Raw genomic sequence first — 13,024 nt, forward strand, 5'->3', positions numbered from 1 at the left:
TACCATTGACCTCAACCGGCGAACATGGTATCCAACTGCACAATCAGTGTGCACCCGTAGCTCAGCTGGATAGAGCACCGGACTTCGAATCCGGGTGTCGGGGGTTCGAATCCCTCCGGGTGTACCAGTAAATTGATGTTTTACCATCCTCCCTCTTATATTCTCGCACCTTGAGTCTCAATCTTCCTGGTTTATTCCGTTCTTTTCAGGATCTTCTTCATGTATATCTGAGTTTATATATTATTTCGTCGAAATTCATCCACCTATTTTACACACTGAAGACCTGTATTATAGTTAATCTTTATACCACCTTGAGAAAACGAAGAAAATGTTCTCTGCGTTCAACAGACAATCCATTGAACACATATCTTTCCAAATACTGGTCTCCTATGAAAATCCAGCAGAAAATCGGTAAACGTTTGGCCGAGTACCTCTCCAGATCAAAAAAAGACAACGTTCAGGTAGCAACTACTACTCCCGAGAATCTTGCCAAAACTCTCAGGAAAGGTGACGTACTGCTGGTTGACGGAAGCAGCACTTTCAGTACTGCAATCAAATACCTGACCCAGTCAAGCTGGTCACATGCCACTCTGTTTGTCGGGGACGACGCGCTTCCGGCTGAGAATAATGGCAGAGAACATAAAGTGCTTGTAGAAGCAGACATAATTGACGGGGTCAGAGGTGTAGGACTCTCAATGTACACTCCTTTTCATACCCGTATCTGTCGTCCTGTGGGATTAAGCCAGAATGAAATAGAAAAAGTTGTCACCTTTGCAACCAGTCGACTCGGTTATCAGTATGATCTGAGGAATATCGTGGACCTGGTCCGCTACCTGCTGCCGACACCACCCATCCCTTCCCGTTTCCGGAGAAGGCTGCTGTCCCTCGGCAGTGGAGACCCCACAAGAGCAATCTGTTCGTCCCTGATAGCCAGAGCTTTCCAGTCAATCAAATACCCGATTCTTCCGAAAACGGTATTGGAAGAGGTGAATACAGCATCCGGCTTGAAATGTCAGAGAGAATTCCTTCACATCCGACATCACAGTCTCTTTACTCCCAGGGATTTTGATGTTTCTCCCTATTTCAGAATAATCAAGCCCACCCTGGAATGCGGTTTTAATCCACATACTCTCAACTGGAGCAGAAAATAGAAAAATAGATTATCTGTTTCCTGATTACCAATGAAACCCTGGCAGGTGTCAGGCTGAGTTTTGTACGTAATTCGAATTTGTATTATATTGTTTTTTAAGATATTGCTTTTTTTTTAAATCGGCTATTTACGTTTCGAGTGTTTCTAGATTTTTACATTTTCTTTGTCCTGCTGGATTCAATGTCGTTAACTCAAGGACAAAATAGTTAAAACAGTCCCATTCTGACCTGTTTATAGCGTCCATCGGATGAGGTAGAATGGGACTCATCTTTTAAGTTAATGACATTGCTGCTGAATTGGTAATTCCAGCAAACCCGGTATTTTACATGCTCTTCCACCTGCTTGGTTATCAATGGCAAGAAATATGCGAAACGCCGACGCCATCAACCCCGCATATTCAACAGGCAAACACACGGACTCCGAACATGCCAATACAGGATTCAGTTCATATTTTTACTCTTCAATATGAATACATTCCGCCGGACAGGACGCCGCTGCCTCTTCAACACATTCTTCGCCGCCGGAATCCTCATCGATCACCTCAGCTTTATCGGTGTCATCATTAAAACGAAAGACATCCGGGCAGATTTCAACACAACTCTCACAACCAATACATTCATCTTCATCAATATGTACTTTCTTTGACATAACAACCTCCTTTTAAGTTCGGCAACACACAACCATACCGAAAGTATCGGGCACATTATTCCGGAAGACAACTTCCCCCGGGCCACCCGAAAAACTTCAGGAATAACTTTAAGTACACCCAGCCAATCATGCAAGGGCAGGAGAGCCTGTTCCCATATCTGTATTTCCCGTTGAAAAAGATCTGATCACACGAAATTGTAATAAAATAATGGGATTGAAAGGAAGATACAAACGAAGTACCATATAAAAGAGAGAACAATCTGTTCTGTTTTTATTCATTCAACTTTTTCAGGAGGGGGGAATCATGAAACGTCTCATACTGACTGCAATAATTTTCAGTTTGTTTTCATTAGGAAACAATCCGGCAAACAGTTTTGCAGCAGAACAGAAAATGCTTCTGCCGGAAAGCCTCGAAGCGCTTTCCCAGATGGCCGCAGATAAAAAAACAGTAACAATTTTCATCGAAGAAGAAGATCCTAAAAGGGCAACAGAACTGCTGAATACTTCAAATAAAGAATATGCCAAAAAAGGATGGGAACTTTTCAACATTGCCACTTATAATTATGATGGTGATTTTAAAGGTTTTTTCATCACTTATCAGAAAAAACTGATTATTTTCTAGGGAAGATTTTCAGAAAACTGTTCACCGGTGAAACCGGTACTGAAGTGTTCTACCATTATCAATCTTCAGGGAGTGAGATTATGCGTCAAATACTGTTTATTTATTCCCTTCTTTTTCTTGCCCTTATTCTCTCCGGCTGTGCTCAGAAAAGCACAATGGACACAGTAATTAAAACCAGACCTGCCGGCGCAACCATCACAATTGACGGCATCCAGGAACCGGAGGTTACACCTTTCAGCTATAAATTTGATTTTGCCAACAACCAGGAATACACACTTCTGGTGGACAAAGACGGATATTTTCAGAAAGAAGTTATCGTCAATAAAAATTATCCTTTACTCAAGAAAGGCAAAATTCTCATAAAACTCACACCAAGCCCCCTCTGGGAGGCAACCACTTTTTCACCAGCCACAAACAACTGGGTTCAGGTTCTCGTAGGAGGAGAACTGACGGCAAAAATGGCCTGGCAGATCATGGTTGATGCGGTCATAAAACGTTCAGCCAATATAAAAGAACTCAACTATGAAGCCGGTTACCTGCAAACCAAATTCACCGTGAAGAAATTTGATACCCAGAATGGAGAGTTTCTTCTCCGCTGTCAAATGATCGCTACACTCGTCTCGTCCGAACCACTTATTTACAGGATAAAGGACGTGGCAGAATGGTCAGGAAATGGTGTCCAGTGGCATCCTTACAACAGGATTTTCATAGAACACGCCAATATGATAGAGGAAATCCAGGACAGACTGAGAAGCAATTAACGCAAGCTTTTCCTTGTTCACTGCCGGTCTATTTGACAAGCACATCTGGAGAAGTATTATATAGAGATACTCCTTATAAAAAGTAATTACGCACAGGTGCTGCAGTTTTCACGATCTCTTTTGTCCCGATAATCACCTGAGGGGACAAAAGAGATCGTGAAAAGCCGGGGTGACTGCGTATAGTTACTGAAAATTTTTTATACGATATCAACTTCCCGTAATTTTACCAGGTTATAATGGTCATTAAAAAATCATGCTGCTATAATCTCATCCTACTCTGTGCACTGTTTTTTTCCACAGTGTTTCCCTCATATTCATATGGTGAGTTTCAAAAAACAAAAATAGCCGTTCTTGATTTCGAGTTGAAAGGGGACGGGTTTAAAACAAGGGACATGGGAGGAATTGTGGCGGAGTGGTTCACCACGACTCTCGTAAAGGACGGACGTTTTGAAGTAGTGGAACGGGCGCTTCTCCAGAAAATCATCGAAGAACAGAAACTGGGCATGTCAGGCTTGATAAACGAAGAAACCTCTGCCCAGCTCGGCCAGATACTTGGCGTAAAAACTATTATCACCGGCTCAGTTCTACAGATAGGCAAAAGCATTGAAGTCAACGCAAGAATAATAAATGTCAAAACAGGATCTATCGTAGCGGCTGAGAATATCAGAAGTAATTCCAGCAGTAACCTGCAGAAAGTCGTAGAACTTCTGACAGAAAGGATTGTAAAGAATTTCCCTCTCACCGGTTATATCGTCAAAAGAAAAGGAAAGACGGTCCTTATTGACCTTGGAACCGCCTCAGGCCTGCAGCCGGGTATGGAATTTATTGTTTTCAAGGAAGGAGAAGTAATTAAACACCCCAAAACCGGAGAGGTTCTTGAGGTCGAACAGGTTCTTACAGGCAGGATAAAAGTCACAAAAATCCGAACGAATGTGGCCAGCGGTGAGATTCTCTCTGAAGAAAAAGAACAGAAGATTCTCTATGGACAGCTTGTCCAGAGCGTACGCAAACCACCTGTCCTTGTAAAAACAGAGCCGATCCGGCAAGAAAAAACCATTCGCAAATCCCTGCCATCGAGCAAAGAGAAAAAGGGATACATTCGAACTGAATTTCCAAAAGGCAACAGGGATAATCTTGCTTCCGGCGGTCAGGCCCCGGCCGTTCTACCTCTTCCCACCGGTTTCTATATGATGGGCGGGCACCGTTTTTCTGAAAAACCGAAGCATTACGTTAAAATAGATAGATCGGTTGATTTTATGGTTTCTGAAGTGACTTTTGCTGACTATGAGCGTTTCTGCAGGGATACAGGGAACCCTGTCCCTGACGATTTTTCCTGGGGAAAGGGAGACAGACCGGTTGTCAATGTCAGTTGGCATGACGCTCAGGCCTATGCTGCCTGGCTCACCTCACAGACAGGGATCGGTTACAGGCTGCCATATGAATCAGAATGGGAATGGGCCGCGAGAGGAGGCTCGGACATTCAATACCCGTGGGGAAACAATTTCAGAAAAGGGATGGCTAATTGCAGAAAATGCGGCTCAGAATGGGACGGCAGGCAGACCGCTCCGGTAAGAAGTTTTCCTCCCAATGCTTTTGGTTACCATGACATGGTCGGCAATGTATGGGAGTGGGTTCAGGACTGCTGGGTGGAGAATTACGTTAATGCTCCCGACAACCAATCCGAACGTAAATACAGTGGAAAGTGCGGCAACTACACAATCCGGGGCGGAGCCTGGAATTCTCCGGTCAGACAGACCTCCACATCCTCCCGTCTGGGCGTATGGGCCAATACCAAAAGCAATTATATCGGTTTCAGACTGGTAAGAGATCCGGCCATCACTGTCAACAGAGAAAAAAAGATGATGCCGGGGAAACAGCACAAGCCAACTATCAGCAATGAAGATGATGACTGGGATGAATACACAGAGACAACTAAAACAACTGAAAAACCGTCGGAATGGGATTGGGGTGGAAGTGAAAAATAACTTTTTATGGAATTACTTCCCCGGTCCCTGTATTTCAAAATATTTTCTTCTAAATAACAAAAGTTATTTTAAAATTTGACCCGGCAACGCCCAGGTGGAACGCTGATTAAGTATAAAACTCAACCTGATAAAGCAGGCACACCCCCAATTCGGCTGAGTTTCATGGGTAATCAAGTAATATTTTCACAAATCAATATCCCAAGCCGTAACGGATTCAGGTCAAATCCAAGGCATACCACAACCATTTTAACTATGGAGAAACATGTGAGTTATTTTTCTTCCCTTTTTTTTCTTGTTCTATTTCTTCTGTCCTTTCCCATCCAGGCGGTATCCGGCAACCTGACTCTTATAGAAAAGAGGTTAAAGGAATTGGATCAACTCAATAAAGAGGCTGTTACCGCGGCTGGTCAATTACCTGAAAACGGTTCAGTTGAAATCAACGCGACAGTCCTGCCGGGCGGAATCAAGGCAAGAAAGGCTCTGCCCGGTGTAAAAGCAACACGTTTTAATTTCGGCAAGAAAGAAATTCTCAATCTGGAACAGAAACAGCCATACACTGTTCAGATCAGTTCCAGCCAGGTCAAATCCCAGTGTTACAGAGTAGCTTCCATGCTGCGTCGCGCTGGTTATCCTGCCTTTACCTCTGAAGTTGATTTCAAGGACAAAGGTATATGGCACAGAATTTTTATCGGCTCCTTTGCAACAAGAGCGGAAGCTGAAGTCATTAAAAACAGCCTGGAAGAAGATGAAATTTCCGACGGGTTTATCCGGGAACTTCCCTATGCTGTCCAGATAGGCAGCGCCTTCAGCAATCTGGAGGATGTCAGACAGGTAAAGACAAAAGTGACCTCTCTTAATTACCTTCCTTATACAAGTTATATTCTGGATAAAAACAAGAACAGAAAAATAAGACTGCTCCTCGGTGCATTTAAAACAAGGGCCGACACGGCGTCACTCCTGTCCGGTCTGCGCAGAAACGGCCTGCAGGCAAGGGTGGTTAACAGGTGATCTTCAGAGGCAAAGCCCGGATCTATTTCGCAGTCCCAAACCTCTGCATCCGGTCCAGGCGAATTTTCCCCAGAACCCATGTATCACCACTCCGCTTGATTGAAGAAAATAAAATATAGCAGGGAAGGCGCTCATAGTTCATACGAACATAAGTGACATTGGAACTCACAGTCTCCCTGACCATCAGAATATCATATGATCTGTAAGAACCTGCCAGCTTTTCGATATTAACAAAAAATGCTATATTTGACGCCATCGCAGTAGCATTTTCATATGGAGAACCAGCCAGCCAGGTGTGGACGGCCGCTTTATAGCCATTAGTTCCATATTCTGCCAGACCGGATAGCACATATGATGGGACAGCCTGAGAATTGTTTACTGCAAAAGTCCACACCGGCAAAAAACAGACTAAAATGACAATCAGATTTACAAACACCTTCCGTACACGGACCATCATCCCTCCTTATTTCTCTGCATCAAGATATAACTGGTGCCTGTCCATGGTTGGTCTTTTTGCCCGATAACTGCGTTGCCCGAAAAATTTTATCCTCGGAGGTAAGCGTAGACTCCGATATCCATTATATGCCTGTGGTAAAATTTCCCGTGCGCCTTGATCTCGAATAAAAATCCTCATTTCCGGGCAGACACTAACTGGTTATAATTCAGTTTTTCATAACATCTCACGAATCACGCAAAGCCAGAGCCGGACTGAGAGAAGCTGCCCTGACTGCGGGATGAACACCAAATATTATCCCCGCAACAATTGCAGAAAAAGGGGCTATCATCAGGCTGAAAGAAGAAATCACCACATCCCAGCCCCCATATTCCTGAATGGACAGAGCCAGGAAAATACCACTGACAATACCCCATATTCCCCCTGAAAGAGTCAACAGAACCGCGTTCCAAAGGTAAAGGGAAACAATCCGGATTCGTGAGGCCCCCATTGCCATTCTCAAACCGATTTCCCTTGTCTGTTCTGCAATATTGGCAAGCATCACATTCATTACACCTATACCGCCAACGAGAAGAGACAGCCCGGCTATCGCCCCCATTATAAAAGAAAAAAGTCTTTGATTTTCCTTTTCCTCTTCAAGAAGATTCACGGGGACCACCAGGGTAAAGTCCTCAATTCGATGATGATTCACAGTCAGCAACTCCTTCACCTGAAGCGCCAGGTCGGCAATCATTCCTTTTCTTCCATCCCGCAGGGTCATCACAATCCCGTCCAGATAATCAATCTCTTTATTATAGCCCAGAGAAGGCAGTAAAGATATGGGTACAATTACAGTATTATCGAAATCCAGGGAGGAAAGGCCGGTTCCTTCGGTAAGCAGTTTCCCTTTATGGGGGAGAAGTCCCACACTCACTACTGGCTGGCCATCAATTCTGAGAATCGCCCCGTTACCGCTCCCGAGAGTTGTCGCAACACCGGCCCCTGTCACACAGATTTTTTCTTGCCTGACAATATCATCTTTGTTGAGCAACCTCCCTTTTTCCGGAACAATTGATTCCGTGTCAAACCATTCAGCCGAAACTCCGAGAAGAGTTGCCTGAACAGTTGAATTATCCCAGAAAACAGTAACATCATCGACTCTTGCGAATGCTCCGACATATCCCCTGCTACCGAGCCAGGACTTCAATGACTGCACATCTTCTCGTGTGAGTCCCCTGGTCATATTGGCAAGACTTTCTCCCTCACCAAGATGGCCCAGGCCGGTATTTTCTATGCGAAGGGTATTCACGCCAAGGGAGGCAATCTTGTCCAGTGCCGCTCTTTTAGCCCCCTCGCCAATAGACAACATGGCAATCAGGGCTGATACTCCAATTCCGATACCAATACTGCTCAGCAGAGATCGAAGAGGACGACGACACAGGGATAACCAGGCGTCTCTCATATCATGAATCTGACAATGGATGATCATCAAAAATGCACTCCTTTCGCTGATTCAACTTTATCAAGACGCAGTGTGCGAGTACCAAAAGCCCCAGCCTCTCTGTCATGACTCACCATGACAACAGAGCACCCTTTTTCCACCTGTCTCTCCAGCAGTTCCATTATCTTCCTGGAATTTTCACCATCCAGGCTGCCGGTTGGCTCATCGGCAAAGATTATTTCCGGTTCTCTTACCAGAGCTCTGGCAAAGACAACGCGTTGCATTTCTCCTCCGGAAAGTGTGGTTGGGAAGCGATGAATCAGCTTTCCCAGTCCCACATAATCCAGAAGTTCCCGGCATCGTTTTTCCACTGAACCATGTGCCACGTGTTTTCCGTAGGAAAACGGCATAGCCACATTTTCCAGGATCGTCCTGTCGGATAACAGGTGTGGTGTCTGGAAAATAAATCCGAAAGAACTGTTACGCAGTCGGGCTATTTCCATTTCATTCATTGTGGAAAGAGATTTATCCTTAAAACAGACCTCACCCTGTGATGGAAGATCCAGACCACTGAGAAGATTAAGAAGCGTTGATTTTCCTGCACCAGAACGTCCCGTAATAACAAGAAACTCCCCTTTTTCCACAATCAGAGACAGGGGAGCCAGTGCCAGGCACGGACTGTCCCCCGGACGAAAGGATCTGGAAATATTGTCGGCTTTAAGAAGAACAGACATTTATTCCCCCTGTCGGAAAACCTTGTCTCCCGCCTGTAAACCACTCACTACCTCAACCCATTCTTTTCCCCGGGCGCCGAGCAATACCGGTACCGGCCCGGTATCTCCCTGCTTCTGCACGTAAGTACTGCCTGCATGATAAATTACTGCATCCTGTGGAATTGCAGGAACAGATTTCACCAGCCGATAAATAATTCTTGTGGTAACAGACATGCCAACGTGCACCTTGTCGGTATCACCTGTAAAGCGTACCCGGGTATAAAAACGACGTACCCCCCTGTTTTTCCTGTCTTCCTTGGCCAGGGAGGCAATGGATTCAACACGGCCGGGAAAGAGCTTTCCCGGAAAAGCATCAAGCTCTATTTCAGCACTCATACCGTTTCCGATTTTTGCCACATCAATTTCCCGAACCCGGATTTCAGCCACCAGATCCCTCGTATCAGGTACTTTGAGAAATGTTTGTCCTTCCCATACTGAATCTCCTATCTGTATCTTCCTTCTCCCGTTTTCCCTGGGAAGCTCAGCATAAAGAAGGAGTCCTCCAGTGGGAGAATAGATGTCACAGTTCATCACATCCATTTGAGCTTTTTTGAGAATTTTTCTCCGATTCTCCAATGCCCGCCGTGCCTTTTCCACCTTGGCATTCCAGTTCTGTATCTGTAAATCAGCTGTCCTTCTGACCCGCTGCAGATTGCTTTCAGCACCCGTGACCAGCAATTCTGCCTCACGCAGCAACTTCGGCCAGGTGTACCTGTTAAAATTCTTCAACTCAGCCCGGGCGACCTGAACCTGCTCCTCGGCGGTTTTGACTTTTTCCGCACTTCTGTCCCTTTCCCGAACACTGATATGTCCTTTTTTCAACAACACTTCCAGATCAGCAAGCTCATTCCTGTCCAGCGCCAGTGCCCTATCTGATTGATGGAGCTTTTGTTCGAATATTTTCCTTTTCAGCGGGCCTGTTCCGTTTTCAATATTATTTGCCTGAATTCTCGCTATCTCAAGTTTCCTGACAGCCTCTTCAATCTTTCCGTTTTCCTCTTCTTTCTGTAAAGACAGTAATTTTTCAGTTGCATGAAAAGTTGCTTCCGCATCCGCAAAGAGCTGCTCCGCCTTAAGCAGTTTGTCCAGAAAAGGTTTGGTGTCAAACCTGGCAATCAGGGTTCCCTTTTCCACCCTTGTGCCTTCCTTGATCAGCCAGACAATTTTCGCCTGATTACTTGATATTTTCGAACTGACCGGCGAAACCTTTGCCGGAATAACTACTCCCCTTTCCAATATACTTAAACGAAAGCTTTTCACTTCCACAGGGACAAATCTTCCTTCTTCTTTTTTTATTCCGGACCCGGGACTGAAAAAAAATCCTGCTCCAAACCATATCAAAAGGATAAAGAATACTCCTCCGCCCAGAAGCAACCTGTTTCTCGTCACAAAACCAAAAAGGTTCATTTTATCAATCCCCATTCTCTTCCTTTTTGAATCGACTGCCCTCAGAGCAGGAATTTTCCGCCAGCTCAATCCATGACAGGTCGAGCAATCCCAAGCTGTTGGCCAGTTTCACGGCAGCAATATTATAAGCGGTCAATGAACTCACTGTTCCGAGTTCCGCCGTCGAAAAAGAATTTTCAGCATCGAGTACATCCATATTGTTGGACAGTCCCCTTTCATACCTGGTTTTTGCAAGATCCAGCGCCAGACTGGCCTGATGATATCTTTTCAGGCTTATCTGGTAATTGTTCTCCTCGTTTTCCAGATCAGAAAAAGCATCTTCCGCTTCCCGAATTATTTTTCTGCGCATGGCATCTCCCTTACGACGGAGCTTTGCCATTTCCATTTTCTTACGCACCAGAGCACTTTCCTCATTAAAACTGTCTAAAGTTGAAAGCATTTCCAGCTGAACAGACCAATTGGTCTGATCAAGCTCCAGGGCCTCCCCGGTACTGTCTCCCTCCCCTTTTTGTTCCACTGTCAGGCTGATCCCTACATCAGGAGACAGGTCTTTTTGCGCCTTTTTAAGTTCGATCCTGCCTATCTCCATATCTACCCGGTGCGCCTGCCAGTCAAGACGTGCTGTAAAAAGCCGATCTTTCCAGTCAGGCGGCACGACCGGTTTCATTTTCCTGATAACTGATGAAATCTGTATGGATTCATTTTCCTCAAGCCGCAGAAGCTCCCGCAAGGCATCAAGGGCCCGATCCTTCTGCAGAATCTGATTCTGAACAATTTTTTCAGCATCAAGAGCTGCAAGTTCAGCCCGATAAACATCAACTTTGGAAACCAGGCCAACATTCTGTTTGGATCTGGCAGACTCAAGATGCGCGAGACTGCGTTCCCTGGCCTCTCTCGATTTCACCAGCAGTCTGTCAGCCAGAAGAAGATTGTAGTATTTCTGCACAGTCGAGAAAATAAATGTCTGTCGGGCCCTCCCGGCCAGTATTTCCTCTCTTTTTGCTTTCAATTGGGCCCTGGTCAGTTCCGTCAGATTGTACTCCCTTCCCCAGCGCCTGAACAGGCCCTGCGAAACCCGTATATATGCCCTTGCCGTACGAGAGTGAGTGATCACATAGTCACTGTTTGTATCCAGTCGGTCTCCGACAGCACCATAGGAAATGGCGGCTCCCGTCTCAGTTTCCTTTCGAAATTCAAGGCCAAGGCGCTGAGCCCCTGTTCCCCTCGTATAACCCAGGGTCGTCAAAGGAACAATTTTCGTCTCAAACCTGTGTTGGGCACTGGCAATATCCATTCTGCTGAGTTGCAGACTGTCCTGAAGATCATAGGAAAAATCACTCCGTTCAAGGGCAGTTTTTATAACAGATGTCAGCTCCGATCCTTCAGCCCACCATGATGGGAAAATTATGAAATAAAGCAGAAGAACAGAACTCACTTTTTTAAACACAACAGTCATATGAAATATCACAGGTTTCAATTTCAATAATTCAAAATGTTATCCAGAACAAACCAGTATGGATCGAGTCAAATGACTCAGCCGTTTATGCCCTTTGGGTATTAACCAGGCTTTACCATCCGACATTGATAATATTTTCCAAGTTTCATCTTTAACGCCCTGAATACTTGACAGTTTCTTTTTTTCGAATGATAATATCATAAGCATGAATGAAAGTTGTATAGCAATCAATGGTTATAATCAAGCCCCCGGGATGGTATTTGTATGCACCCTGTATGATTCTTATTGACAGTCCCCTGTCCTTGTCAGCATGAATTTGTCAGGTTTCATATAATAAATTCCTGATGCATTGGTTTATGGCCTATAGTTAATTGTGTCCAGATAATTTTTTCTCGAATTCATAATGAATTGTTCCACTTTATCCATTTTTTTGATCCTACGGAGTTCAATAATTATGAGCAGATCAGTTTTGTGTACTCTCTTTTTTTCCGCCGTTTTCTTCCTTTCAGGATTGACTGTCCAGGCGGGCCAATCCGGACATCTCCCTTCCGTTGATATCCAGGCAAGATTCATAGTAGTTGACGAACTCAATGCGGAATTCCATAAAGATACAGGCACAATAACAGTAACTGCACTGATCAGAAATGTCTCCCACTCAAAAATTAAAGGATATGCAACGATTTACTTTCTCTCGGCAGAAGGTCAAGAAATCTATTCTTATGAGGAAGAAGTCAATGAAGGCGAGCCGTTTAATCACGGGATATCTGTTACTTTTGAATCAACAGCAAAAATAGGTAATATTGATAAAATTGCATCTATAAGTGTTGATTTTACACAGACCTGAATCTCCGAAGGCTTTATGTCATGCCAGGGCACAGGAAATTCATAAATCGCAATTTTTTCTTTTTCTAGAGTCACGTTAACGATGAAATGACGTAATATTGTGCTGTAATTTTTTGTGCCATTCTGTCTGCGGCTTTGAGCGCATAGTAGAACTATGTAACATAAGCCGCAGGCGGGATGGTGCGAAAAAGGACAAGCAAGATACATCAGAGCAGTGTTGACGGGACACTAGTCACAGATGGGTCTTTTTTATTTCCCTGGAATAAAGAGACCGGGGGGATAAGGCATTTTCAAGGGAGCTTATTATCCAGTGCCTGTCCATAGTTGGTCTTTTTGTCCGATATCTGCGTTGCCCAAAAATTTTTATCCTCGGAGGTAAGCGTAGACTCCGATATCAATTATATGCCTGAGGTATAATTTCCTGTGCGCCTTGATCTCAAACAAAAATCCTCATTTCTGCACAGACACTATCTATATATTGCAAATACAGACAAAAC

Annotated in this window: 12 protein-coding genes and 1 tRNA gene; 7 read left to right on the forward strand and 6 right to left on the reverse strand. The window is 44.6% G+C overall.

The features are described from left to right. Positions 1–50 precede the first annotated feature (50 nt). Positions 51–127 (forward strand) — tRNA-Arg (locus ACXLDX_RS10780). A gap of 262 nt (positions 128–389) precedes the next feature. Then, positions 390–1,151, forward strand: coding sequence for a C40 family peptidase (locus ACXLDX_RS10785; protein ID WP_457577190.1), 762 nt, complete (start codon positions 390–392; stop codon positions 1,149–1,151). Positions 1,152–1,603: 452 nt separating this feature from the next. Here the strand turns inward: ACXLDX_RS10785 and ACXLDX_RS10790 are convergent, their stop codons facing one another. Next, positions 1,604–1,798: a ferredoxin gene (locus tag ACXLDX_RS10790; RefSeq protein ID WP_457577191.1), complete on the reverse strand. Its 195-nt coding sequence runs from the start codon at positions 1,796–1,798 to the stop codon at positions 1,604–1,606. A gap of 304 nt (positions 1,799–2,102) precedes the next feature. Between ACXLDX_RS10790 and ACXLDX_RS10795 the strand changes: the two genes are divergently transcribed. The 4 genes from ACXLDX_RS10795 (at position 2,103) to ACXLDX_RS10810 (ending at position 6,174) form a co-directional block, all read left to right on the forward strand. After that, a complete protein-coding gene (locus tag ACXLDX_RS10795; protein ID WP_457577192.1) occupies positions 2,103–2,420 on the forward strand; it encodes a hypothetical protein in 318 nt (105 codons plus the stop codon). A gap of 80 nt (positions 2,421–2,500) precedes the next feature. Beyond that, complete coding sequence (locus ACXLDX_RS10800; protein ID WP_457577193.1) at positions 2,501–3,181, forward strand: hypothetical protein; 681 nt, start codon at positions 2,501–2,503, stop codon at positions 3,179–3,181. 236 nt (positions 3,182–3,417) lie between these two features. After that, positions 3,418–5,166 carry a FlgO family outer membrane protein gene (locus ACXLDX_RS10805; protein ID WP_457577194.1) on the forward strand — a complete coding sequence of 583 codons (1,749 nt, stop codon included), beginning with the start codon at positions 3,418–3,420 and terminating at the stop codon, positions 5,164–5,166. Between the two features lie 264 nt (positions 5,167–5,430). Further along, entirely contained in the window at positions 5,431–6,174 is a 744-nt protein-coding gene (locus ACXLDX_RS10810; protein WP_457577195.1) for an SPOR domain-containing protein, read from the forward strand. A 22-nt stretch (positions 6,175–6,196) separates the two neighbouring features. Here the strand turns inward: ACXLDX_RS10810 and ACXLDX_RS10815 are convergent, their stop codons facing one another. From ACXLDX_RS10815 to ACXLDX_RS10835, 5 genes are all read right to left on the reverse strand, one after another. Next, positions 6,197–6,523, reverse strand: coding sequence for a hypothetical protein (locus ACXLDX_RS10815; protein WP_457577196.1), 327 nt, complete (start codon positions 6,521–6,523; stop codon positions 6,197–6,199). Between the two features lie 331 nt (positions 6,524–6,854). Beyond that, the gene (locus tag ACXLDX_RS10820; RefSeq protein ID WP_457577197.1) at positions 6,855–8,096 is read right to left on the reverse strand and encodes an ABC transporter permease; all 1,242 of its coding nucleotides are present in this window, start codon (positions 8,094–8,096) and stop codon (positions 6,855–6,857) included. Further along, entirely contained in the window at positions 8,096–8,782 is a 687-nt protein-coding gene (locus ACXLDX_RS10825; protein WP_457577198.1) for an ABC transporter ATP-binding protein, read from the reverse strand. Before ACXLDX_RS10825 ends, ACXLDX_RS10820 begins: the two co-directional genes overlap by 1 nt. Beyond that, positions 8,783–10,243 (reverse strand): efflux RND transporter periplasmic adaptor subunit, encoded by a 1,461-nt coding sequence (locus ACXLDX_RS10830; protein WP_457577199.1) that lies wholly within the window; start codon positions 10,241–10,243, stop codon positions 8,783–8,785. It abuts the gene before it with no gap. After that, positions 10,233–11,684 (reverse strand): TolC family protein, encoded by a 1,452-nt coding sequence (locus tag ACXLDX_RS10835; RefSeq protein ID WP_457577200.1) that lies wholly within the window; start codon positions 11,682–11,684, stop codon positions 10,233–10,235. The genes ACXLDX_RS10830 and ACXLDX_RS10835 overlap by 11 nt, the downstream gene beginning before the upstream one ends. A 454-nt stretch (positions 11,685–12,138) precedes the next feature. Between ACXLDX_RS10835 and ACXLDX_RS10840 the strand changes: the two genes are divergently transcribed. Next, on the forward strand, positions 12,139–12,528 hold the full coding sequence (locus tag ACXLDX_RS10840) for a hypothetical protein (RefSeq protein WP_457577201.1): 390 nt from the start codon (positions 12,139–12,141) through the stop codon (positions 12,526–12,528). The last annotated feature ends 496 nt before the right edge of the window (positions 12,529–13,024 follow it).

The organism is Desulfomarina sp. (assembly GCF_054039375.1).

What these genes read in the sequence shown, in the direction of transcription:
- ACXLDX_RS10805 (WP_457577194.1), top strand. Translation starts at nt 3,418, where the DNA reads ATGGTCATTAAAAAATCATGCTGCTATAATCTCATCCTACTCTGTGCA.
- ACXLDX_RS10835 (WP_457577200.1), bottom strand. Translation starts at nt 11,684, where the DNA reads ATGACTGTTGTGTTTAAAAAAGTGAGTTCTGTTCTTCTGCTTTATTTC.
- ACXLDX_RS10785 (WP_457577190.1), top strand. Translation starts at nt 390, where the DNA reads ATGAAAATCCAGCAGAAAATCGGTAAACGTTTGGCCGAGTACCTCTCC.
- ACXLDX_RS10830 (WP_457577199.1), bottom strand. Translation starts at nt 10,243, where the DNA reads ATGGGGATTGATAAAATGAACCTTTTTGGTTTTGTGACGAGAAACAGG.
- ACXLDX_RS10800 (WP_457577193.1), top strand. Translation starts at nt 2,501, where the DNA reads ATGCGTCAAATACTGTTTATTTATTCCCTTCTTTTTCTTGCCCTTATT.
- ACXLDX_RS10825 (WP_457577198.1), bottom strand. Translation starts at nt 8,782, where the DNA reads ATGTCTGTTCTTCTTAAAGCCGACAATATTTCCAGATCCTTTCGTCCG.
- ACXLDX_RS10790 (WP_457577191.1), bottom strand. Translation starts at nt 1,798, where the DNA reads ATGTCAAAGAAAGTACATATTGATGAAGATGAATGTATTGGTTGTGAG.
- ACXLDX_RS10820 (WP_457577197.1), bottom strand. Translation starts at nt 8,096, where the DNA reads ATGATCATCCATTGTCAGATTCATGATATGAGAGACGCCTGGTTATCC.
- ACXLDX_RS10840 (WP_457577201.1), top strand. Translation starts at nt 12,139, where the DNA reads ATGAGCAGATCAGTTTTGTGTACTCTCTTTTTTTCCGCCGTTTTCTTC.
- ACXLDX_RS10795 (WP_457577192.1), top strand. Translation starts at nt 2,103, where the DNA reads ATGAAACGTCTCATACTGACTGCAATAATTTTCAGTTTGTTTTCATTA.